Origin of the sequence: Thauera sp. 28 (genome assembly GCF_000310145.2) — a bacterium.
Classification (GTDB): domain Bacteria; phylum Pseudomonadota; class Gammaproteobacteria; order Burkholderiales; family Rhodocyclaceae; genus Thauera; species Thauera mechernichensis.
The window spans coordinates 110,590-133,900 of record NZ_AMXA01000006.1; the positions used below are offsets into that span (position 1 = coordinate 110,590).

Annotated in this window: 19 protein-coding genes and 1 tRNA gene; 5 read left to right on the forward strand and 15 right to left on the reverse strand. The window is 65.3% G+C overall.

Features of this window, described 5'->3' with window-relative positions; genetic code table 11:
* Positions 1 to 23 precede the first annotated feature (23 nt).
* Positions 24 to 392 (reverse strand): nucleotide pyrophosphohydrolase, encoded by a 369-nt coding sequence (locus tag C662_RS06985; protein ID WP_002926601.1) that lies wholly within the window; start codon positions 390 to 392, stop codon positions 24 to 26.
* A 7-nt stretch (positions 393 to 399) separates the two neighbouring features.
* Positions 400 to 1,245 (reverse strand): 23S rRNA (adenine(2030)-N(6))-methyltransferase RlmJ, encoded by an 846-nt coding sequence (locus C662_RS06990; RefSeq protein ID WP_002926603.1) that lies wholly within the window; start codon positions 1,243 to 1,245, stop codon positions 400 to 402.
* 175 nt (positions 1,246 to 1,420) lie between these two features.
* Between C662_RS06990 and C662_RS06995 the strand changes: the two genes are divergently transcribed.
* The 3 genes from C662_RS06995 to C662_RS07005 all read left to right on the forward strand — a co-directional run bounded on the left by C662_RS06995 (position 1,421) and on the right by C662_RS07005 (position 3,534).
* On the forward strand, positions 1,421 to 1,975 hold the full coding sequence (locus C662_RS06995; protein ID WP_002926605.1) for a gamma carbonic anhydrase family protein: 555 nt from the start codon (positions 1,421 to 1,423) through the stop codon (positions 1,973 to 1,975).
* 103 nt (positions 1,976 to 2,078) lie between these two features.
* The gene (locus C662_RS07000; protein WP_002926607.1) at positions 2,079 to 2,870 is read left to right on the forward strand and encodes an SIMPL domain-containing protein; all 792 of its coding nucleotides are present in this window, start codon (positions 2,079 to 2,081) and stop codon (positions 2,868 to 2,870) included.
* Between the two features lie 55 nt (positions 2,871 to 2,925).
* The gene (locus C662_RS07005; protein WP_002926608.1) at positions 2,926 to 3,534 is read left to right on the forward strand and encodes a C40 family peptidase; all 609 of its coding nucleotides are present in this window, start codon (positions 2,926 to 2,928) and stop codon (positions 3,532 to 3,534) included.
* A 24-nt stretch (positions 3,535 to 3,558) separates the two neighbouring features.
* Here C662_RS07005 and ftsB read toward each other — a convergent pair whose 3' ends face one another.
* The 7 genes from ftsB to C662_RS07040 all read right to left on the reverse strand — a co-directional run bounded on the left by ftsB (position 3,559) and on the right by C662_RS07040 (position 16,076).
* Entirely contained in the window at positions 3,559 to 3,831 is a 273-nt protein-coding gene (gene ftsB, locus C662_RS07010) for a cell division protein FtsB (protein WP_002926610.1), read from the reverse strand.
* A gap of 183 nt (positions 3,832 to 4,014) precedes the next feature.
* On the reverse strand, positions 4,015 to 5,298 hold the full coding sequence (gene eno / locus C662_RS07015; protein ID WP_002926611.1) for a phosphopyruvate hydratase: 1,284 nt from the start codon (positions 5,296 to 5,298) through the stop codon (positions 4,015 to 4,017).
* 156 nt (positions 5,299 to 5,454) lie between these two features.
* Positions 5,455 to 6,294 carry a 3-deoxy-8-phosphooctulonate synthase gene (gene kdsA / locus C662_RS07020; RefSeq protein WP_002926613.1) on the reverse strand — a complete coding sequence of 280 codons (840 nt, stop codon included), beginning with the start codon at positions 6,292 to 6,294 and terminating at the stop codon, positions 5,455 to 5,457.
* Between the two features lie 11 nt (positions 6,295 to 6,305).
* Positions 6,306 to 7,943, reverse strand: a complete 1,638-nt coding sequence (locus C662_RS07025; protein ID WP_002926615.1) for a CTP synthase — start codon at positions 7,941 to 7,943, stop codon at positions 6,306 to 6,308.
* Positions 7,944 to 8,103: 160 nt separating this feature from the next.
* On the reverse strand, positions 8,104 to 12,927 hold the full coding sequence (locus C662_RS07030) for an NAD-glutamate dehydrogenase (RefSeq protein ID WP_002926617.1): 4,824 nt from the start codon (positions 12,925 to 12,927) through the stop codon (positions 8,104 to 8,106).
* Between the two features lie 165 nt (positions 12,928 to 13,092).
* Entirely contained in the window at positions 13,093 to 15,489 is a 2,397-nt protein-coding gene (locus tag C662_RS07035) for a bifunctional diguanylate cyclase/phosphodiesterase (RefSeq protein WP_002926619.1), read from the reverse strand.
* Positions 15,489 to 16,076 (reverse strand): methylamine utilization protein, encoded by a 588-nt coding sequence (locus C662_RS07040; protein WP_232433229.1) that lies wholly within the window; start codon positions 16,074 to 16,076, stop codon positions 15,489 to 15,491. Before C662_RS07040 ends, C662_RS07035 begins: the two co-directional genes overlap by 1 nt.
* 96 nt (positions 16,077 to 16,172) lie before the next feature.
* Between C662_RS07040 and C662_RS07045 the strand changes: the two genes are divergently transcribed.
* Positions 16,173 to 17,069 carry a DUF4394 domain-containing protein gene (locus C662_RS07045; RefSeq protein ID WP_002926622.1) on the forward strand — a complete coding sequence of 299 codons (897 nt, stop codon included), beginning with the start codon at positions 16,173 to 16,175 and terminating at the stop codon, positions 17,067 to 17,069.
* A gap of 88 nt (positions 17,070 to 17,157) precedes the next feature.
* Here the strand turns inward: C662_RS07045 and C662_RS07050 are convergent, their stop codons facing one another.
* From C662_RS07050 to C662_RS07060, 3 genes are all read right to left on the reverse strand, one after another.
* Positions 17,158 to 17,700 (reverse strand): hydrolase, encoded by a 543-nt coding sequence (locus C662_RS07050; protein WP_002926624.1) that lies wholly within the window; start codon positions 17,698 to 17,700, stop codon positions 17,158 to 17,160.
* A 14-nt stretch (positions 17,701 to 17,714) separates the two neighbouring features.
* Positions 17,715 to 19,703, reverse strand: a complete 1,989-nt coding sequence (locus C662_RS07055) for an acetoacetate--CoA ligase (RefSeq protein WP_002926626.1) — start codon at positions 19,701 to 19,703, stop codon at positions 17,715 to 17,717.
* Positions 19,704 to 19,789: 86 nt separating this feature from the next.
* Positions 19,790 to 20,197: an acyl-CoA thioesterase gene (locus C662_RS07060; protein ID WP_002926627.1), complete on the reverse strand. Its 408-nt coding sequence runs from the start codon at positions 20,195 to 20,197 to the stop codon at positions 19,790 to 19,792.
* A 165-nt stretch (positions 20,198 to 20,362) separates the two neighbouring features.
* Between C662_RS07060 and C662_RS07065 the strand changes: the two genes are divergently transcribed.
* Positions 20,363 to 22,000, forward strand: a complete 1,638-nt coding sequence (locus C662_RS07065; protein WP_002926629.1) for an electron transfer flavoprotein-ubiquinone oxidoreductase — start codon at positions 20,363 to 20,365, stop codon at positions 21,998 to 22,000.
* Between the two features lie 48 nt (positions 22,001 to 22,048).
* Here C662_RS07065 and C662_RS07070 read toward each other — a convergent pair whose 3' ends face one another.
* From C662_RS07070 to C662_RS07080, 3 genes are all read right to left on the reverse strand, one after another.
* On the reverse strand, positions 22,049 to 22,600 hold the full coding sequence (locus tag C662_RS07070; protein WP_232433230.1) for a GrpB family protein: 552 nt from the start codon (positions 22,598 to 22,600) through the stop codon (positions 22,049 to 22,051).
* Between the two features lie 83 nt (positions 22,601 to 22,683).
* A complete protein-coding gene (locus C662_RS07075; RefSeq protein ID WP_002926633.1) occupies positions 22,684 to 23,118 on the reverse strand; it encodes a YqaA family protein in 435 nt (144 codons plus the stop codon).
* A gap of 87 nt (positions 23,119 to 23,205) precedes the next feature.
* A tRNA-Met gene (locus tag C662_RS07080) sits at positions 23,206 to 23,282 on the reverse strand.
* Positions 23,283 to 23,311: the final 29 nt, after the last annotated feature.

Consider the following 23,311-nt stretch of genomic DNA (forward strand, 5'->3'; position numbering starts at 1 on the left):
GGCGACCACGAGCCAAACCGCGCTCAGAGTTCGTCGTATTTCTTCGCGCTGCCGCGCGCACGCGCCACAGGATAGCGATCGGCATTGATCGCCATCTTGGCCCGCGCAGCATCGGCTAGATCGATATCGAGCACGTCGGCCAACCTCACCAGGTAGAGCAGTACGTCGGCGAGTTCATGCGCCACCTCCGCGCGCACAGGAGCAGGCAGCGCGCTCGACTGCTCGGCGGTGAGCCACTGGAAGTGCTCGATCACCTCACCCGCCTCTCCCGCCAGCGCCATGGCGAGATTTTTTGGGGTGTGGAACGGCTCCCATTCACGGTCAGCGGCAAAACGGCGCAGGGCCTCGCGCAGCTCGAGCAGTGAGTCGGGCCGGACAGCTGTGTCGTCCATCTTCAACTCACTCGATGTGGTGCTCGAGGTCGAATCCGGCACCTTCGTCCTGCCCAAGATGCTCGACCAACCAGGGCAGCGTCTTCTCCAGGCGTTCGGGCAGCAGCCACGGTGGATTCACCACGTAGAGACCACTGCCGAACATGCCGAAACCATCACGGGCTGGACTGCGCACGGCCAACCGTACGTCAAGCCAGCTCTCCGCACCAAGCTCGGCCAAGCGCTCGGGCAGCATGCGCGCCTCGGTCCGCGAGAGCATGGGGTACCACACCGCAAAGGTGCCGGTCGGGAAGCGACGCAGTGCATCGCGCAGGGTATCGACCACCCGGCGGTAGTCGTCCTTGACCTCGTAGGGGGGATCGATCAGCACCACTGCCCGCCGCGATGGCGGCGGCAACAGCCCCTTGAGTGCGCCGAATCCGTCTGCGCGACGCACCTGCACACGCTCCTGCTCACGATCGAAGGTACGCTGCAAGGACTCGAAATCGGCGGGATGAAGCTCGAACAGTCGCAGTCGATCCTGTGCCCGCGCCTGGGTCATGGCGAGGGCCGGAGAGCCGGGATAGAACAGCAGGCGTCCATGCGGATTGAACTGCCCAACCGCGGCCACATAGGCGGCAAGCGGCGCGGGCAGGTCATCTCGCGCCCACAGTCGGCCGATGCCCTCGCCGAATTCTGCAGTCTTGCCCGCCTGCTCACTTTCAAGCGCGTAGCAACCTCCGCCGGCATGGGTGTCGATGTAGATCCAGGGCTTGTCCTTGCGGTTGTAGTAGGCGAGCAGTTCGAGCAGCACGGTGTGCTTGAGCACATCGGCATGATTGCCCGCATGAAAGGCGTGACGATAACTGAGCATGAAGGTCTTCCGTTTGCGGCACGCATCCTAGCACCCCCCGCAGAACGGACAAAATCCTCGCTGGATCAGCAACATCGAGCAGATAAGGAGGTTTGCATGCTGCAGTGCCCTTGCTATGATGCGCCCCCCGACAGCCGTGATCACCCGGCTGGAGACATACATAGCGAGAACAAGCATGAGCATCTATGCCCTGGGCGATCGCAAGCCGCGTTTCGGAGCCGGCAGCTGGATCGCCCACAATGCCACGGTGATCGGCGCCGTGACCGCGGGCCGCAACGTCAACATCTGGTACAACGTCGTACTGCGCGGTGACAACGACCCGATCACCATCGGCGACGACACCAACATCCAGGACGGCTCGGTACTGCACAACGACGAGGGCGTACCGCTCACCATCGGCAGCGGCGTCACCGTTGGCCACATGGCGATGCTGCACGGCTGCACCATCGGCGACGGCAGCCTGATCGGCATCAACGCCGTCATCCTCAACAAGGCGGTGATCGGGCGCAATTGCATCATCGGTGCCAATGCACTCATCCCCGAAGGCAAGGTCATTCCCGACCGCTCGCTCGTCGTCGGCTCACCCGGACGCGTGATCCGTACCCTGACCGACGCCGAAGTCGAGCATCTCGCCTGGAACGCCCAGCACTATGTCGATAACGCGCGTCTGTACGGACAAGCGCTGTGCGCGATCGACCCGGCCAGCGTGATTGCCCCGGCAACGCCCTGAAACGTCCTGGGGGCTGCAGGCTGCAGCGCAGCCTGACAGAATGCGTGCAACCGGCCGGCATCGTGCACGCCGGACTGACAATGCATCAGAAGGAGATTGCCTCATGCGCCCCAGCCCCCTCTCCCCCAGCGGGCACATTGCCGCCCCTGCCCGCCCCGTAGCCGTTCGGCCTGCCAGCCTGCCCGAACTCGCACGCCTCGCTCTCGGCGGCCTGCTCGCAGCCACCCTGACGCTGGCAGGCACAGCAGCCCTCGCAAGTGAAGCGGACGGCGCAGGGCGCGCGCAGATCATCGAATTCTCGGCTGAGGCCAGCCAGCCCGCGGCCAACGACCTTGCGGTGGCAGTGCTGTACGCCGAGCACCACGGCCCAAACCCCGGCGCGGTGGCACGCGAGGTCAATCGCCACATTGCCGCGGCCCTGCAGACCGCCAGCGCCCATGCCGACGTCACCAGCAAGTCGGGCAACGTGTCGACCTGGCCGGTCTACGCAAAGGACGGACAAGGCCGTATCGAGTCGTGGCGGATGCGCTCGGAGATCCATCTCGAGAGCCGTAATCTGGGGGCGATGTCAGAACTCGTCGGCACCCTTCAGGGCAGTCTTGCGCTCTCGCAGCTGAGCATGCAGCCCGCACCGGACACCCGCATGGCCGCGGTCGACGAGGCCACGGTGGCAGCCCTGCGTGCCTTCGAGCGCCGCGCCGCACTGATCGCCAACAGCTTTGGCAAGCGCTACCGGATTGCAAGCCTGTCGATCGGCGACAGCGGCCACTACCCTCCGGTGATGCCACGCATGCGCGCCGCCGCGATGCTCGCCGACGCCGCGCCAGCACCGATGGAGGGCGGCGAGAGCCTCGTCTCGATCAACGTGAACGGAAAGATCGAGCTCCTCGACTGACGCATTCCGTGAACTGGGCTGGACCCGGTGCAAGGCTGTGGCGTATCTTTGCGCCATGCACGCCACCTTGTCCCGCCCTGCATCGCGCCTGCGCGCTGCGACGCTAGCCGTCATGACCGTTGTCGCAGCCGCACTTGCAGGCTGCGGCACGGCCACCAAGCCGCCGCCCGCAGCCCAGGCTCCACAGCGGCCCAGCGTACCCGACGCACGCTTCTTCACGCTCGCTGACGACGAACAGGCGCGCGAAATGGTCCTGTTCGCCCTTGGCCTGCTCGACACCGGCTACCAGTTCGGCGGACGCAATCCGGAAGCCGGTCTGGATTGCAGCGGCATGGTCGCCTACATCGTCGAGAACATCAGCGGCCATCGCCTGCCCCACAACGCGGCGCAGATCGCCGACAGCACCCGCCCCATCGCACTCGGTCAATTGCAGCCGGGCGACCTTGTTTTCTTCAACACCATGCAGCGCCGCCATTCGCACATGGGCGTCTACATCGGTGACGGGCGCTTCATCCATGCCCCCTCAAGCCGGGGCCGGGTACGGGTGGACAGAATGGACAACCGCTACTTCGCCGCGCGGGTGGACGGTGCGCGCACACTCGTCTCAGGGCCCGACCGCCTCGCCCGCAGCGACGCGCCGGCTTGCGCTGTGACCGGCTGCTGACGCACACCCGCTACACCGGGCGCATCAGCGCCGCGGCGTGTGCACGTAGATTTCGCCGGGCTTGGTCAGACCGAGTTCGAAGCGCGCACGCTCCTCGATCGCCTCGTTGCCCGACTTCAGGTCATTGACCTCGGCCTCGAGGCTGGCATTTCGCTGCTCGAGGCGCAGATTCTCCTCGCGCTGCGCTTGCAGCTGGCGATCGGTCTCCCAGACCTGCAGCCACCCTCCTTTGCCCAGCCACAGCGGATACTGAAGCAGGACCACGAGTGCGATCAGGATCAGGATCGGCCAGCGCATCGGTAAAGGAGTCGGTAGGTCGGGAAGGAACGCACGATGGGCTGCGAGAACGGGGGCCGGAACGAATACCGGGATGGATGCAACATCGGGCGCATCGCGGCCGCTGCCGCAGGATGCGGGCGGCCGCGGCTGGCGCGCATGAAAAAGCCGGCGGACTCGCCGCCGGCATCGTCAGCCACCTGCTCAGCGCAGGTTGTAGAAGGCGCGCTTGCCCGGGTAGCTGGCGGTGTCGCCGAGATCTTCCTCGATGCGCAGCAGCTGGTTGTACTTCGAGATGCGGTCCGAACGGCTCAGCGAACCGGTCTTGATCTGCATCGCGCGCAGGCCGACCGCGATGTCGGCAATGGTCGAGTCGTCAGTCTCGCCCGAGCGGTGCGAGATCACCGCGGTATAGCCGGCGAGCTTGGCCATCTCGACGGCGGCGAAGGTCTCGGTCAGCGTGCCGATCTGGTTGATCTTGATCAGGATCGAGTTGGCCACGCCCTGTTCGATGCCCTGGGCGAGGATCTTGGTGTTGGTGACGAAAAGATCGTCGCCCACCAGCTGCACGCGCTTGCCAAGACGCTCGGTCAGGATCTTCCAGCCGTTCCAGTCGCCCTCGGCCATTGCGTCCTCGATCGACACGATCGGGAACTTGTCGCACAGGGTCTCGAGGTAGTCGGTGAAACCCTCGGCGCTCAGTGACAGGCCTTCACCCTTGAGCTCGTACTTGCCGTCCTTGTAGAACTCGCTGGCTGCGCAGTCGAGCGCCAGCAGCACGTCCTGGCCCGGTACGTAGCCAGCGGCAACGATGGCCTCCTGGATCAGGTTGAGCGCCTCCTCGGTACCGGAAACGTTGGGGGCGAAGCCGCCCTCGTCGCCGACCGTGGTGGGGTAGCCCTTGGCATCGACGATCTTCTTCAGATGCTGGAAGATCTCGGCGCCGCAGCGCAGCGCCTCGCGGTAACTGCCCATGCTGACGGGCATGATCATGCATTCCTGGATATCCAGGCTGTTGTTGGCGTGCTCGCCACCGTTGATGACGTTCATCATCGGCACCGGCATCACCATCGGGCTCGAACCGCCGAAGTAGCGGTACAGCGGCAGGCCGGCCTCTTCGGCGGCGGCCTTGGCCACCGCCATCGACACCGCCAGCATGGCGTTGGCGCCCAGGCGCGACTTGTTCTCGGTGCCGTCGAGCTCGATCAGGGTGCGGTCGATGAAGGCCTGCTCCTCGGCGTCGAGGCCGATGATCGCCTCGGCGATCTCGGTGTTCACGTTCTCGACCGCGCGCAGCACGCCCTTGCCGAGAAAGCGCGATTTGTCGCCGTCACGCAGTTCGATCGCTTCGCGCGAACCGGTGGAGGCGCCCGACGGCACCGCAGCGCGGCCCATCACGCCGGATTCCAGCAGCACGTCGGCTTCGACCGTAGGGTTACCGCGGGAGTCCAGAATCTCGCGGGCGATCACATCAACGATTGCACTCATGTTTTGTCCTGTTGCAGTACGGGGATACTCGGTACGATCGGCAGAGGGCGCTGATCACGGGCTGAACATGCTGCCGCGCAAACGGTGCCTCGTGGGCACCACCGCGCGATAGCCCGCATCAGCAAGTGCGATACCGCACGCCCTCCAGACCTGTTCTCAAAGAGCGGTTTCCAGGAAACCCTGGCGCTTGACCAGGGAATCGATGTCCTTCAGCACGCTGAGCAGTGCCTTCATCTTCGGCAGCGGCCACGCGTTGGGGCCATCGGACAAGGCCTTGGCCGGGTCCGGATGGGTCTCCATGAAAAGACCCGCCACGCCCACCGCCACTGCGGCGCGCGCGAGCACCGGCACGAACTCGCGCTGGCCACCGGAAGCCGTTCCCTGCCCGCCGGGCAGTTGCACCGAGTGGGTGGCGTCGAACACGACCGGGCAGCCGGTGTCGCGCATGATGGCCAGCGAGCGCATGTCGGAGACCAGGTTGTTGTAACCGAAGGAGGCGCCGCGCTCGCACACCATGATGGTGTCTGCACCGCCATTGGCCTCGCGCGCCTTGTCGGCGACGTTCTTCATGTCGCCCGGGGCGAGAAACTGGCCCTTCTTGATATTCACCGGCTTGCCGCTGGCAGCCACGGCGTGGATGAAATCGGTCTGGCGGCACAGGAAGGCTGGCGTCTGCAGGACGTCGACCACCGATGCAACGACCGGAATCTCCTCGATCGTGTGCACGTCGGTCAACACCGGCAGGCCGAGCTGCTTCTTGACCGCTTCGAGCATCTTCAGGCCGGCGTCCATGCCGTGGCCGCGGAAGCTCTTGCCCGAGCTGCGGTTGGCCTTGTCGTAGGACGCCTTGAAGATGTAGGGAATGCCCAACTCGCCACAGATCTCCTTCATATGGCCGGCGATGTCCAGGCACATCTGCTCGGACTCGGCCACGCAGGGGCCGGAGATCAGGAACACCGGCTTGTCGAGCCCGACTTCGAAACCGCAGAGGTTCATGCTTCGCTCCTTCAGGCCGCGGCCTGCTTGCGCGCGATTGCCGCCTTGACGTAGGCGGTAAACAGCGGATGGCCCTTGCGCGGGTTGGAGGTGAATTCGGGGTGGAACTGGCAGCCGACGAACCAGGGGTGGACGTCGGCAGGCAACTCGACCATCTCGCACAGATCGGTGACGGGAGCACGGCCCGACACCACCAGCCCCTTGTCCTCGAGCTTGGCAAGCAAGGTATTGTTGACTTCGTAACGGTGGCGGTGGCGCTCCATGATCTCCGCCGCGCCGTAGATGTCGCGTGCCAGCGTACCTTCCTTGAGCTGGCAGACCTGACCACCGAGGCGCATCGTGCCGCCGAGGTCGGATTCCTCGCTGCGCTTCTCGATCTTGCCGCTGCGATCCTTCCACTCGGTGATCAAGCCGATGACAGGGTGCTTGGTGTCGCGCTCGAACTCGGTCGAGTGCGCACCCTCCAGGCCCGCCACGTCGCGGGCGAATTCCACCACCGCGAGCTGCATGCCGAGGCAGATGCCCAAATAGGGCACCTTGTTCTCGCGCGCATAGCGGATCGCAGCGATCTTGCCCTCGGTACCCCGCTTGCCGAAGCCGCCCGGCACCAGGATGGCGTCCATGGCCTTGAGCACGCTGCAGCCATCGCGCTCGATGTCCTCGGAGTCGATGTAGTGGATCTTCACCTTCGACTCGGTGTGCATGCCGGCGTGATTGAGCGCCTCGATCAACGATTTGTAGGACTCGGTGAGATCGACGTACTTGCCGACGAAGCCGACGTTGACAGTCTGCTTCGGGTTCTCGAGTGCGTGGATGAGCTTCTCCCACACCGACAGGTCGGCCGCACGGGCGAGGATGTCGAGCTTGTGGCAGACGATCTGGTCGAGCATCTGGTCGTGCAGCATGCCGGGGATCTTGTAGATCGAGTCGGCATCCAGGCACTCGATGACCGCCTCCGGCATCACGTTGCAGAACAGCGCGATCTTGCGCCGCTCATCGACCGGGATCGAACGGTCGGCGCGGCACAACAGGATGTCGGGCTGGATGCCAATTTCGCGCAGCTCCTTGACCGAGTGCTGGGTCGGCTTGGTCTTGAGCTCACCGGCGGTCGGGATGTAGGGCAGCAGCGTCAGGTGGATGAAGCAGGTGCCATGGCGGCCTTCCTCGAAGCCCATCTGGCGGATGGCCTCAAGGAAGGGCAGCGACTCGATGTCGCCCACCGTGCCGCCGACCTCGACGATCGCCACGTCGGCACCCTCGGCACCGCGCTTGACGTAGGCCTTGATCTCGTCGGTGATGTGCGGGATGACCTGCACGGTCTTGCCCAGGTACTCGCCGCGACGCTCCTTCTTCAGCACCGACTCGTAAATCTGGCCGGTGGTGAAGTTGTTGCGCTTGCTCATCTTGGCGCTGGTGAAGCGCTCGTAATGGCCGAGGTCGAGGTCGGTTTCCGCGCCGTCTTCGGTGACGAAGACTTCGCCGTGCTGGAACGGGCTCATGGTGCCCGGATCGACGTTGATGTAGGGGTCCAGCTTGAGGTGCGTGACCTTGATGCCACGGGACTCGAGGATCGCCCCCAATGAGGCGGCCGCGATGCCTTTGCCCAGGGAGGACACGACACCGCCGGTAACGAAGACGTATTTGGTCATGGGAGATGTGCTGCGGGAAAGCGCGATGATAACCGATGCACCCGAACCGCGTCAGCAGGCGGCGCACTCGACAGGGGACAATCGCACGAAGCACTGCTTGCAGGTCGGGGCGTGCAGCAGCACCGCGCCACCGGCCGCATGCGCGGCCGGTGGCCTCCGATCAGCTCATGCCACGCAACTCGCGCAGCAACACCGACAACATGGCCATGTCGATGCTGGGTGCGGCGTGCACCTCGGCGACCAGGTGGCGGTAGCGCTCGAGCGGGATTGCGTTCTTGGCCTGCCAGGCGGCGATGATCGTGGCAACCTCCTGCTCATCGGGGGCGAGCCGCAGCGCGTCGCTGGCCAGCGCACGCGCGAGCGCGGAAAGATCACCGCGCAAGGCCCCGCGCGCCAGGGTCTGCCAGCGTGTATCGGCATTGAGGGCCGAGATCTGCCCCCCCAGCCAGTGCAGATCCAGCGCTCCACCCAGGCCGAAATACACCCGCGCCACCACCGCCTCCTCGCGTCCACTCTCGACCGCGACCTCGACCAGGTCCAGTGCCGAGTAGAGTTCGTCGAGCGCAGCGACACGGCAGGCGAGATCCATGGGAACGCCCTGCTCCTGCTTGCGCTCGATCGACGCCTCCAGCTCGCTGCGGTAGGCGCTGCCGACGTAGCCGGCCAGCCCGCCGGCGAGCGTCGCCACGCCCGGCGAGAAGTGCGCCAGCGTCGCCTGCAGATCGACCAGCCACTGGCGATGGCGCAGGAACCAGAGCGTGCCGCGCTGAACCAGGCGCTCGGACTCGTTGATCAGCTCGATCTGCACCGTGTTGGGGATGCGATTGTCCAGCGCCTCTATATCGCTCCACAGCGTGACCAGGCCGAACACCTCCCGCGTCGCCATGTAGGCACGCACGATGTCGGGCGCGCAAGCGCCCAGCTCGGCCTTGAGCCGGCTGACGAAGGTCGGTCCGACACGATTGATCATGCTGTTGACGACGTGCGTCGAGATGATCTCGCGCCGCAGCGGGTGGGCCTGGATCTGCGCACCGAAGCGCTCACGCAGCGGCACGGGGAAGTAGCGTTCGAGCGCGGTACGGATGTACGGATCCTCGGGCACGTCGGAGGCGAGCACCTCGTCGTAGAGCTCGATCTTGCTGTAAGCCAGCAGCACCGCCAGCTCGGGCGTGACCAGGCCGATGCGGTTGGCCTTGCGCTCCTGCAGCGCCTCATCCATGGGCAGGAACTCGAGCTTGCGGTTGAGCCTGCCGGCGTGGCTCAGGCGGCGCATGAAGTCCGCCTGTTCGTCGACCAGCGCCGCGCCACGGCTGCGCGTCACCGACAGGATCTGTGTCTGCGCGTAGTTGTCGCGCAGCACCAGCGCGGCGACCTCTTCGGTCATGTCGGCGAGCAACTGGTTACGCTGCTTGAGGGTGAGTTCGCCCTCGGCAACCACGCCGCCGAGCAGGATCTTGATATTGACCTCGTGATCGGAGCAATCCACCCCGCCCGAGTTGTCGATGGCGTCGGTATTGACCCGCCCGCCACCGAGGGCGAACTCGATGCGGCCGAGCTGGGTCGCCCCCAGGTTACCGCCCTCACCGAAGACCTTGACGCGCAGATCGCCCCCGTTGACGCGTACCGCATCGTTGGCGCGGTCGCCGACCGACGCATCGGACTCGCTGGCAGCCTTGATGTAGGTGCCAATCCCGCCGTTGTAGAGCAGGTCGAGCGGTGCGCAGAGGATGGCGCGGATGAGCTCGGTCGGGGTCAGGCTCTCGGCCTGCACGTCGAGCGCCGTGCGCATCTGCTCGGTGAGGCGGATCGACTTCGCGCTGCGCGGCCAGACACCGCCACCGGCCGAGATCAACGCCCTGTCGTAGTCGTCCCAGCTCGAGCGTGGCAGCGCAAACAGGCGTGCGCGCTCCTGCCAGCCCTGCGCGGGGTCGGGATCGGGGTCGATGAAGATGTGGCGATGATCGAAGGCGGCGACCAGGCGGATCTGCCGGGACAGCAGCATGCCGTTGCCGAACACGTCGCCCGACATGTCGCCGATGCCGGCCACCGTGAACGGCTCCTCCTGGATGTTCCGCCCCATCTCGCGGAAGTGGCGCTTGACAGCCTCCCAGGCGCCGCGCGCGGTGATGCCCATCTTCTTGTGGTCGTAACCCACCGAGCCGCCGGAAGCGAAGGCATCGCCCAACCAGAAGCCGTATTCGGCCGCAACCTCGTTGGCGTAGTCGGAAAACGTGGCCGTACCCTTGTCGGCCGCGACCACCAGGTAAGGGTCATCCTCATCGTGGCGCACCACCTCGGCCGGCGGTACGACCTGGCCCTGCACCAGGTTGTCGGTGACATCGAGCAGCCCGCGCAGGAAGTTGCGGTAGCAGGCCACCCCCTCGGCCACCAGCGCCTCCCGCCCACCCTCGGCCGGCGGGCACTTGACCACGAAGCCACCCTTGGACCCCACTGGCACGATCACCGCGTTCTTGACGATCTGCGCCTTGACCAAACCGAGGATCTCGGTGCGGAAGTCCTCCATGCGGTCCGACCAGCGCAGGCCGCCGCGCGCCACCTTGCCGCCACGCAGGTGCACGCCCTCGAAGCGGGGCGCGTACACGAAGATCTCGAACATCGGCAACGGCTGCGGCAGGTTGGGAATCCTGGCCGGCAACAGCTTGAACGCGGTGTAGGACTTGGGCTGCCCATCCGTGCCGCGCTGGAACCAGTTCGTGCGCAGCGTGGCCAGGATCATCGCCAGAAACTGACGCAGGATACGGTCCTCATCGAGGTTGGCGACACTGGCCAGGCCGGTCTCGATGGCGGCGACCTGCGCAGCGCAGCGCTCATCCCGGTCAGCTGTCGCGACCGGGTCGAAGCGCATGCGGAACAACTCGAACAGGGCGCGTGCAAGTTGCGGATAGGCGGCAAGCGTCTGCTCCATGTAAGCGAGACTGAAAGTGAATGCGGCCTGTCGCATGTACTTGGCGTAGGCCCTCAGCACGGCAACTTCACGCCACGACAGCCCGGCGAGCAGGACAAGGCGATTGAAGTCGTCGTTCTCGACCTCTCCCCGCCAGACGCGCAGGAAAGCGTCCTGGAACAGCGGGCGTACGACATGGATATCCAGGCGCTCGGCGCCAACGTAGTTAAGGCCGAAATCGTGCAGCCAGACCGTGCGCCCGTCCTGGCGTTCGATTTCGGACGGGCGCTCGTCCATCACCTTGACGCCCATGCGCTCGAGCATGGGCAGGCTCTGTGACAGCGGAACCGGACCGTCCAGGCGGTACAGGCGCAGGTTGAGGCGGCCTACCGGCGCCTCGAGCGGAACGTAGAGGTTGAGCCCGAGTGCATCGCCGTCGGCCAGGGCCTCGACCTGCTCGATGTCGAACACTGCCATGCGCGGCGAGTAGTCCTCGCGGTATCCGGCCGGGAAGCCCGGACCGTAGCGGCGCATCAGTGCCAGCCCGCGCTCCTCGCCGCACTGTTCGACAAGCGCCTGCTGGAGCTCGTCCTCCCACCGCCTCGAGGCACGGATCAGGCGTTGCTCGAGCTCCCTGGTGTCAAAGGGCGGGATGATGCCGTCGGGGGTGCGCACCGTGATCAGGATGCGCGCCAGCGCCGAATCGGAGAACTGCACGTCGAACTCGGACGACACGCCGTTGAAGGCCTCGGTGAGCACCGCCTGCATGCGCTTGCGCTGGTCGGTGTTGTAGTGCTCGCGCGGCACGTAGATCAGGCAGGACACATAGCGCGCGAAGGGGTCGCAACGCACGAACAGGCGGGTGCGCAGGCGCTCTCCCAGGCGCAGGATGCCCATTGCGTGGCTGTAGAGCTCGTCGGGCGAGATCTGGAACAGTTCGTCGCGCGGGTAGCGCTCGAGCAAGGTCATCAATGCCTTGGCCGCATGGCCGCCGGGTAGCAGGCCGGCACGCTCGAACACCGCGTCGATCTTGCGCCGCAGCAGCGGGATCTGCCGGGGGCTGCTGCTGTAGGCGGTGGACGCCAGCAGGCCGATGACCCGCCTCTCGCCCGTCACCCGCCCCTCGGCGTCGAAGGCCTTGATGCCGATGAAGTCGAGGTAACCCGGTCGATGCACGGTCGAGCGTGAGTTGGACTTGGTCAGTGTAAGCAGCTTGGGCAGGTGCGCCTGCGCGCGCAACTGTGGAGGCAGTGCGGCAAACGAGCGCGAGGCGCCTTCCTCGCCGTCTCCATGGAGCAGCCCCAGCCCCGAACCTGCCACCACATGCAGTTCATGGCCGTCGTCACCGCCTACGAGGCTGTAATCGCGGCACCCGAGAAGCACGAAGTTGTCCGCAGCGAGCCACTCGAGGAATGCACGCACCTCATCGACCTCGGCAGCGTCCACGCTTGCCGGGCAAGCGGCCAGCCCGTCGATGATCTCGCCCAGGCGGCTACGCATCGCCGGCCAGTCGCCGACTGCAGCGCGGACGTCGGCCAGGACATGCTCCAAACCCTGCTGCAGCGCACTGAGGTCCGCCGGGTCGCTGCGCCGGTCCACCTCGAGGTGCATGATCGATTCCAGACATGCGCCCTCACCCTGCTCACCACGTTCGCGCACGTGCTGCAGTCGCCCCTGCGCATCGCGCTGGATGTTCATGACCGGATGAATGATGAGATGCAGCGTCAGCCCCTGGCGCGCCACCTCCATGGTGATCGAGTCCACCAGGAAGGGCATGTCCTCACCGACAATCTCGATTACCGTGTGCGGGCATTCCCAGCCCTGCTCATCGAGTCGCGGGTTCGATACCCGCACCCTGCTGCCCCCGGTGCGCTGGGAAATGAAGTGCCACTGGCTGAGCACCGCGCCGTAGAGGTCGGCGAGCGGCAGGTCCTCGAGATCGTCCGGATCCACCTGCGCAAAGAAGCGCGCCGCAAAGGTGCCTACCGCCGCGGCCTGATCCGCTGGCAGGCGGGCATCGATCTGCTCGACGACCGCGTCGATCAATCCGCCCAGCCTGCTCTGCTCGCGCTTTTCCATGTCTATCCCCCCGCTCATTGGACTGGACGCAGCGAAGGCCATGGCCGGAGTACAACGGCAGGCGTGCCGGTGTTCCGTTTCGCTGCGCCGTAGGACAAAGGCCGAGGCTATGCCAACGGAAGCAAAAGGTTAAGCCACGTTTTCCCTAGGTGGGAGACCTGCGGGTCACGCGTAATTCGTCGGCTCAGTGCCGGACGAATGGTCGCCACGCGCCCAAGGCGAATGGTCCATCCAGGCCTCGAGCCCTGCGGCATCAACCGGTCTGGAGACGAAATAGCCCTGCGCCAGATCACAACCGAGCTCGCCCAAACGCACGAGGATCTCCTCGGTTTCCACGCCCTCCGCCGTCACCACCAGCCCCAGACTGTGCGCGAGCTCGATCGTAGAGCGCACGATCAGCTCATCGCCAGGCCGGGTGGTGAGATTCATGACGAAACTGCGGTCGATCTTGAGCTCCTGGACCGGCATCTGACGCAGATAGGAGAGTGATGAGTAACCCGTACCGTAGTCGTCGATCGAAAGCTGGCAGCCGGTGGCGTGCAGGCGCTCGAGCGTCGCCAGCGCCTTGCGCGGATCGTCCAGCACCGCGCTTTCGGTGATCTCGAGCGTTATCCAGCGCGCCTCGCAGCCGTGATGCTCAAGCATGGCGCGGAACTGATCCGGCAGTTCAGGATGCAGCAAGTCGCGAGCCGAGAGATTGAGGCCGACATGCACTGCCCTCCCCGCGCGCCGCCACTCTGCGCACTGGCGCACTGCGCGTTCGAGCACCCACAGCGTGATCGCCCTGATATAGCCAGTCTGTTCGGCAAACGGGATGAACTCCATCGGCGGCACGAAGCCACGCTTGGGATGAACCCAGCGCACGAGCGCCTCCACACTGAGCATGGCTGATGAGCGGAAGGCGTGCTTGGGCTGGTAGTAGAGCACCAGTTCATCGCCCTCGACGGCCTGGCGCAACTCGGTGAGCAAGGACAGGCGGGCGGCATTGCGGCCATGATGCGCCGGGTCGTATATGGCATGACCGGCATGGGCCTGCTTGGCCTTGTACATGGCGACATCCGCACCCCGCATCAACTCGCCGGCGTCGTTGCCATGATCGGGGTAGAGGGCGATACCGATGCTCGCGCGCACATCGACCAGTTGTCCCTGCACGTTCATCGGCGCTTCGAGCAAGGCAGCGATACGCTCGGCCACAACCCTGGCAGCCACGGCGTCCGCCCCGGGCACGAGAACCGCAAATTCGTCTCCGCCCAGCCGCGCGCATGCGTTGGCCTCGTCCTGCAGGCCTTGCGCGAGGTCGCGCCGGCGCATGCCTGCATGCTGCAGGCGACGACCGACCTCCTGCAGCACCTGGTCGCCCAGATCGTGGCCCAGGGAATCGTTGATGAGCTTGAAGCGGTCGATATCCAGGGTCAGCACGGCGAGACGCTCACCACGCTCCCCGAAGCTGCGCACGAAGCGATCGAGCGACTCGACGAACTGCACCCTATTGGGCAGCCCCGTCAGCACGTCACGGTAGGCCAGCTCGGAGATGCGCGCCTCGCGGCTGGCGATGGCCTCCGTCATCAGGGCGAAGGCCGTGGCGAGTCGGCCAATCTCGTCCTCGCGCCGCACCATGGGCGGGGCGGCATACTCGCCGACACGGACGCGCCGGGCGAACTCGGCAAGCCGGGTCACCGGCGACGCGATCGTGCGCCCCATCCACATGCTGGCCAGCAGCATGGCGACAGTAGCTGCGACCGTCAGCCCGGACCACTCGCGATAGAGCCGCTCCCAGGGTTCGAGCGCACGCTCGAGCGAGACCTGGAGCACGGCGAAGACACGCTCGCTGGCAAGTGGATCGAGGTCGCGCACCAGGCCGGCGTACTCGAAGCCGCCGACAAGCATGCCATGCCCCGCATCGGCAAGCAGTTGCGCAGCGTCGACGTCTGTCGGCAGGGTACTGGCCACCAGCGCTGCCTCAAGCTCACGACCGCGCACCAGACTCACGTCTAGCCCGATTACCCGCTTGAGGTCGTGCACAAGCGCCTCGTCTACGACGAAACCGATCGCCACCCAGGCGACCGGCACCGGCGCCATGACCGGCACCACGACCAACTGGAAAACGCTGTCGCCCACGACCTGGAAACCCGTCGCCGCGCCACGCGCCTGCGCATCGGCGATGAAGCGCGCAAGGCGCTGCGCAAAAGCGTCGCCCCCAGCGGGATGAGCGGCGAGCGCGCGGCCATCCAGCCCAGTGAGCAACATCAGGCTGGCACCGATCCTGGAGCCGTGGTTCTCGAGCGCAGAGGCTGCAGTGTCGGCGTCACCGGTCAGCACAGCCTCACGGAAGCCGAAGTCGGCCGCGAGCACTCGCGCCGCCTGTGCCAACTGGGCGCTGCGCTGTTCGAGCAGGCGATCGAGCACGCGGTCGCCGGTGTCGAGTTGCACCTTGACCTCCTGCAGCGCACTGCTGCGCCCAACATGCTCGAACAGGAACAGGCCGCCAATCTGGACCGACAGCAGGATCATCGCCGTCCAGGCGGCAATCCGCCATTGCAGGCGCCGGAAGCCGAAGCGCATCAGGGTTGCGCCCCGACGACGAGGGTAAAGCGCGCATCACCATCGATACGCACCGGCGTGCCGGCTACCGAATTGTCGGCACCGACCCAGCGCGGGTGCCAGTACTCGAGCCTGTAGTCGCCAGCAGGCACGCCCTGCAGGCGCAATTCGCCAGCTTCGTCACTGACACCGACCCACGGCGAATCGAACACCACCACGTAGGCCACCATGTGATCATGAATATTGCAGCCCATCACGACCACGCCAGGCTTGTCGAACACAACCGGCGCTGCAGGCGTGCCGAGATAGAGCTTGAGTTCGAAGGTCTTCGCCGGCGAGAACGAATAGACGTGATGGCGCACCGTGTCGTGGTTGGGAAACCGTATCGAGGCACCCGTCGGCACCGCGGTCATCAGCGGGATGAAGCGCTTGTCCCGTTGCACGATCTCGAACTCTGCAGCCCGCATGGCTGGTACGCCCACCAAGGGCTTGAGCGCCATCGCCACGTCCTGCAACGCAGCACCGTGCTCATCGACAACCCTGACGGTGAGGCTGTCCGCGAGCACCGCCGGCGCCGGAACGATGCAGCCAATCGCAGCGAGAATCATCCCGCGTCTGGCTGCCAAATCGATCACGTACGAAATCCGCATGCTGTCCTATCTTTGCTCATCCACGAAGCCCAGCCCGCCCCGAGAGGAATGCCCATGCCCCAGCCCAAGCTGCCACGCCACCTGCCGCTCAATGCGCTGCTTACCGCCGCGCTAGCGGTCGGCCTTGCCTCGCCTGCAGACGCCGCCGCCGAACTGGAGAGAATCAGGATCCATGCCGTCACGGAGTCGCATGAGCTTATCGCGGTTTCAGCGGCCGAACCGCATAAAATCATCCGCAGCGTGAAGCTGGTCGGCCTCGGCAGCGATGAGAGCATCCTGGGCATCGACTACCGGGTCGCCTACGGCGTGATGTACGCACTGGGCTCATCGGGTCGGCTATTCACGGTCGACGTGGAAACCGGCACCCTCACCCCGGTCGGCACGCAAGTCTTCGCGCTCGCCCTCGAAGGAAAACGCTTCGGCTTCGACTTCAACCCGGCTGCCGACCGCATTCGCATCGTCTCCGACGCCGGTCAGAACCTGCGTGCGCATCCGGAAACCGGCACCTTGGTCGATTTTTCTCCCGATCAGGACGGCGTCCAGGCCGACGGCCGCCTCGCATACGCTGCGGGCGACCCTGCCGCAGAAAAGCCCGCATACGTGATCGCCGCGGCATATACCTACAATCAGCAGGATGAGAAGCTCACCACCAACTTCGCCATTGACGCGGGGCGTGCGAGCTTGGTTCGCCAGGGTTCGATCGAAGGTACCCAGCCCGTCGTTTCGCCGAACAGCGGTCAGCTTCATACCGTGGGCCAACTCGGCGTGGAGGGCATCGAAGATGCGCACTTCGACATCTCTGACGTCAGCAACACCGCGCTCGCGGTACTGACCACCACCACCATGCCTGCAGCCACGCTCCATCACATCGACCTCGGCACCGGTGCGGCGCGTGTGCTCGGCCCGGTAGGCAGCGGCGAACGCCTGCGTGGGATGGCCATCGAGCCCTGAAACGAGCGCGGGGGACGGCCTGAGCCGTCCCCCGCGTATTCTGCTCCAGCGCGTGGATCAGCGCCGCGAACGGCGCTGCCGCTCAATGTCAGCGGATGAAGTCGCGGTTGATCTCGCGGAAGAGCTCGGTACCACCTCGCTGGAGCCACTCGAAGGCCGCCATCTCGCATGACACGATCTCGACACCATGGCTGCGCATGCGTGCAAAGGCCAGGTCGCGATTGGCCGGATCGCGCGACCCCGAGGCCTCAGCCACGACAAAGACCTCCTTCCCCGCCCAGCGCAGATCGAGCGCGGTCTGCTGTACGCAGACATGCGCCTCGGTGCCGCACACGATCACCTGCCGACGCGCCTCGACCGCAGTGCCTTTCAGGCAACCGTCCGCCTGCGCCGAGAAGCATTGCTTTTCGACATATTCGGCAGCGGGCGTAACCGCCCGCAGTGCATCGAGCGTGCCTCCGATCTTGGCAGGGAAATGCTCGGTGACCACCACCGGCACGCCAACGCGCTCGGCAACCCGGGCGAGCCAGATGCAGCTGGCCGCGACCTTGTCGCTGTCATGTATGGAGGGCGCCAACCTGGCCTGCACATCAACGATCAACAGCACGGACTTGTCACGGTTCATCAGCATGATGGCTTGCCCATTCAGTCTGCGAGTTCGGCACGGTCGCGGAAATGCGCCAGCGCCTCGGGGTTGGCGAGCGCCTCCTGGTTCTTGACCGGGCGCCCATGCACCACGTTGCGCACCGCCAGTTCGACGATCTTTCCGCTCTTGGTGCGCGGAATATCCGCCACCTGCAACACCTTGGCCGGGACGTGGCGCGGCGTGGTGTTGTCGCGGATCGTCTGGCGGATGCGCCTGGCGAGCGCATCGTCGAGCGCAACCCCCTCGCGCAGCTTGACGAACAACACCACGCGCACGTCGTTCGGGTTCTGCGGCGGCCAGTCCTGGCCAATCACCAGGGACTCAACCACCTCAGGCAACTTCTCGACCTGGCGGTAGATCTCGGCCGTGCCGATGCGCACCCCGCCCGGGTTGAGCGTGGCATCCGACCTGCCGTAGATGATCAGCCCGCCATGAGCGGTGATTTCGCAGAAGTCGCCATGGCACCACACATTGGGGAAGCGATCGAAATAGGCGGCGTGGTACTTGCTGCCGTCCGCATCGTTCCAGAAACCGATCGGCATCACCGGGAACGGCTTGCTGCACACCAGCTCGCCCTTCTCGCCGCGCACCGGCTTACCATCGTCGTCCCACACATCCACCGCCATGCCCAGGCCGCGGCACTGGATCTCGCCGCGCCACACCGGAAGCACGGGAGAACCAAGCACGAAGCAGGAGATGATGTCGGTTCCGCCCGAAATAGAGGACAGTTGCAGGTCGGCCTTGATATCGCGATAGACGTACTCGAAGCCTTCCGGGACCAACGGGCTGCCGGTACTCATCATGGCGCGCACGGTGTCGAGCCGGTGGGTTTCCCTGGGTTTCAAGCCAAACTTCGCCGCGGCGTCGATGAACTTGGCCGAGGTACCGAAGTGGGTCATGTGCTCGGCGTCGGCGTAATCGAACAGAATCTGGTTATCGCCGGCAAAGGGCGAGCCATCGTACAGCAGCAGCGTGGCCTCGGCGGCCAGCGCCGACACGAGCCAGTTCCACATCATCCATCCGCAGGTCGTGAAGTAGAACACGCGGTCGCCGCGCTTCACGTCGCTGTGCAGGCGATGCTCCTTCAGGTGCTGCAGCAGCGCGCCGCCGGCGCAATGCACGATGCACTTGGGCACGCCAGTGGTTCCCGAGGAGTACATGATGTAGAGCGGGTGGTCGAAGGGCAGCTCGGCAAACTCGATGTCATCGACGAAATGGTAGGGCGCGATGAAATCGGCGTACATGCGCGCATGCGGCACGTGCGAGAGATCGTGCTCGGCGTGCACATAAGGCACGACGACCACGCGCTTGATCGAAGGCAGCTGGCCAACGATCTCGCCCAGTTTGCCCAGCACGTCCACCGTCTTGCCGCCGTAGTAGTAGCCGTCGCAGGCAATGAGCACCTTGGGCTCGGTCTGGCCGAAACGATCGAGCACGCCCTGCACGCCAAAGTCCGGCGAGGCCGAGGTGAAGATCGCACCGATGCTCGCCGCGGCAAGCATCGCGACCACCGTCTCCGGCATGTTGGGCATGTAGGCGGCAACACGATCGCCCTCGCCCACACCCATCTCGCGCAACGCAGCGACGAAGTGGGCCACAGCGCGATACAGCTCGCCGTGGCTCATGCGGTTCTTCACCCTGTCTTCGCCCCAGAACACGATCGCGTCATGCGCGTCACGCGAACGCAGCAGGTTGCGGGCGAAGTTCAATCGCGCATCGGGGAACCACTTCGCACCCGGCATGCGCTCGGCGTCCACGAGCACGCGCTCGCCACGGCTGCCGATGACGCCACCACCGATGCCGTCACCCTCCCAGACGCTCACCCAGAACTGCTCCGGGTGCGCCACCGACCAGGCATACAAGGCCTCATAGTCAGGCAGGCTCACGCCCCAGCGCTGCTCGGCGGCCAGGCGAAAAGCGGTCACGTTGGCGGCAGCGACGCGCTCGGGCGACGGTGTCCACAGCGGGCTCTGTTCAGCAGAATTCACGTTGTCTCCTCTCCATCAATCGACGCTCCGCCGACTGCCCGACGGCGCGCCCGTTTGTTTTTGTGACGATTGAATCAGCGCGTTCGCTATTCGAACACGGCACGAACGAAATCGGGCATCGGCGACGACTTGCCGCTGCGGGTGTCCATCCACACCGTCTTTGCCGCCCCTTCGGCATAGAGCCTGTCCTCGCCCTCGACAAACAACTCGTACCAGGTCATCACGCTGGAGCGCCCTGGCTCACCGGCATACATCTTGATGACGACGGTTGCCGGGTAGTTCACCGGCGCCAGGAACGTGCAGCTGGCGTTGATGATCACCGGCCCGACGGCCTCTTCGACGCTGACCCGACATCCCATGGCCTCGAGCCATTCAACGCGCGTCTGTTCGAAGTAGCGGAAATATACCGTGTTGTTAACGTGACCGTAGGCGTCCATGTCGCCCCAGCGCACGGGGATCCGGCTGGTATGGATGAGCTTCGCACGTTCGTTCATGCCGCAGTCTCCTGTTGTAGTTTGCTGTTGTATGTGCAGCGAGCTAATGTAACATACGCATCCGTATGTTGTGCAGACTGCCGGCCAGCCGTCTGCATAAGCGCAAGGGTATACAATCGCCACACAAGAGGGGCGCCACCTCCCACACGGGAACAGGAGAACAGGATGGAAAGAGAATCGATGGAATTCGACGTGCTGATCGTCGGCGGCGGCCCGGCCGGGCTGGCGGCGGCGATCCGCTTGAAACAGCTCGCCACGGCCAAGGGCCAGGAGCTGTCGGTGTGCCTGATCGAGAAGGCCGCCGAGATCGGTGCCCACATCCTGTCGGGCGCGGTGATGGACCCCAAGGCGCTCACCGAGCTGATCCCCGACTGGAAGGAACAGGGCGCCCCGCTCAACACCGAGGTCACCGAAGACCGCGTGCTGTTCCTGTCCGAGACCGGTGCCCGCCAGGCCCCCAACGGCCTGCTGCCCGACTGTTTCGTGAACCACGGCAACTACATCGTGCGCCTGGGCAACGTGGTGAAGTGGCTCGGCGAGCAGGCCGAGGCGGCCGGCGTCGAGGTCTATCCCGGCTTTGCCGGCGCCGAGATCCTGTTCGACGACAAGGGCGCGGTCAAGGGCGTGGCCACCGGCGACATGGGCCTCAACCGTGACGGCACGCCCGGCCCGCACCACCAGCCGGGCATGGAACTGCACGCCAAGTACACGCTCTTTGCCGAAGGCTGTCGCGGCCATCTGGGCAAGCAGCTCGAGGCGAAGTTCAATCTGCGCGAGGGCGCCGACCCGCAGACCTACGGCATCGGCATCAAGGAGCTGTGGGAGGTCAGGCCCGAGAACCATCGCCCGGGCCTGGTGGTGCACACCGCCGGCTGGCCGATGGACAACGCCACCTACGGCGGTGGCTTCGTCTATCACCTCGAGGACAACCTGGTGGCGGTGGGCTACGTGGTCGGCCTCAACTACGAGAACCCGCACCTGTCGCCCTTCGAGGAGATGCAGCGCTACAAGACGCACCCCGAGATCCGCAAGTATCTCGAAGGCGGCAAGCGCCTGGCCTACGGCGCGCGCGCCATTGCCGCCGGCGGCCTGCAGAGCCTGCCGCGGCTGATCTTCCCGGGCGGCGCGCTGGTCGGCGACGATGCGGGCTTTCTCAACGCCGCACGCATCAAGGGCAGCCACGCCGCGATCAAGTCGGGCATGCTCGCCGCCGAGGCCGCCTTCGAGGCGCTCGCCAAGGAACGCGAGCGCGACGCGCTCACCGCCTACCCGGCCGCCTTCCGCGACTCCTGGCTGTACGCCGAGTTGCACAAGACGCGCAACTTCAAGCCCTACATGAAGAAGGGCCTGTACCTGGGTTCGCTGCTGTTCGGCATCGACCAGGTGGTGTTCCGCGGCAAGGCGCCGTGGACGCTGCGCAACAGCGCCGACCATGACAAGCTCAAGCCGGCGGCCGAATGCGCGAAGATCAATTACCCCAAGCCCGACGGCGTGCTCACCTTCGATCGCCTGTCCTCGGTGTTCCTGTCCAACACCAACCACGAGGAAGAGCAGCCCTGCCACCTGCAGTTGAAGGACGGCGCGGTGCCGATCGCAATCAACCTGGCCAAGTACGACGCCCCCGAGCAGCGCTACTGCCCGGCCGGGGTGTATGAGATCGTCAATGAGGAGGCCGGGCCGCGCCTGCAGATCAACGCCCAGAACTGTGTGCACTGCAAGACCTGCGACATCAAGGACCCGACCCAGAACATCAACTGGGTCGTGCCGCAGGGCGGCGAAGGACCGATCTACCAGGGGATGTAAGACCACACCGGCAGAGGGCACGACAGCGCGCCCTCTGCCGGTATCGATTCAGTCCTCCCGCCCCGCCCTCGCCGCACGCATGATGCGGGCGATGAAATCACCCTTGGCTTGCGCGTAAGCCCTGCGATCGTCCGGGCAGGCGGCAGCGATGCGGCATTTGAGCGCACCGTACTCCCTCGCAGCCTCGGGATGCGCGCGCAGGTAGTCGCGAAACAGCAGGCGCTCCCATTCCGAAGACCCCCTCTCAAGGAAGTGGATGTGGTGCGTGCGCCGTCCGCTGGCGTCACGGCGAATGAACCATGCGTACTCGATGCCGGGCAAACCCGGCTGGCTCGCCCGCCAGAAGAACTCGCAACCCTGCGCCTGCAATAGCGGCGCAATATGCTGCGCAACGTCGCTCATCGAACGCACCTCCACCAGCATATCGACGATAGGCTTGGCATGCAGCCCCGGCACCGCGGTGCTGCCGAAATGCTCGATACGCCCAATCATGCCTGGTGGCAGGCAGGCCCGCAGCCGCGCAGCCTCCTCCTCGAACGCGCGCAGCCAGCCGGGATCGTAAGGCACGATCTCGATACGCTCGCCGAGCGCGCGGGACACATGTTCTGGTTGCCGCAAGTACCCAGCCATCGCTGGCCAACCTCCTGCGTGTTACATCGTCCGTCAAGCGTACTCGCCAACGCTCACCGCAAACCCAACGTAAGCGCGGCGATAAAGATATAGCGCCCCGCCTTCGCCACGGCGACGATGAGAACGAAGCTCCACAGCGGCTCTCGCATTACCCCGGCGAGCACTGTAAGCGGGTCCCCGATGACAGGAACCCAACTCAGGAGCAGCGACCAGCGCCCATAGCGATGGTAGCGCGCCTGGGCCTTCTCGAGCTGATCTGAACGCACCGGAAACCAGCGATACGCACGCCAGCGCTCGAGGTAGCGACCCAGCAGCCAGTTGACGACAGAGCCCAGGACATTGCCAGCACTGGCAACGATAACCAGCGCCCACGGCGGATGAGCCGCATTGACCAACAAGCCGACGAGCACCGCCTCGGATTGCAGCGGTAACAGTGTGGCCGCGCCAAAGGCGGCAACGAACAAGCCGATGTAGGCAGCGGACAGCATGAATGGCTTGGCCGGCTTGTATGCCGGCCCCTGATATCGGAAACACAAACGAAAAGGCCCACGCGGACGTGGGCCTTTTCGTTTGTTTGGTTGCGGGGGCAGGATTTGAACCTGCGACCTTCGGGTTATGAGCCCGACGAGCTGCCAGACTGCTCCACCCCGCGTCGGAGAAACAGAACTATAAACAATCGCA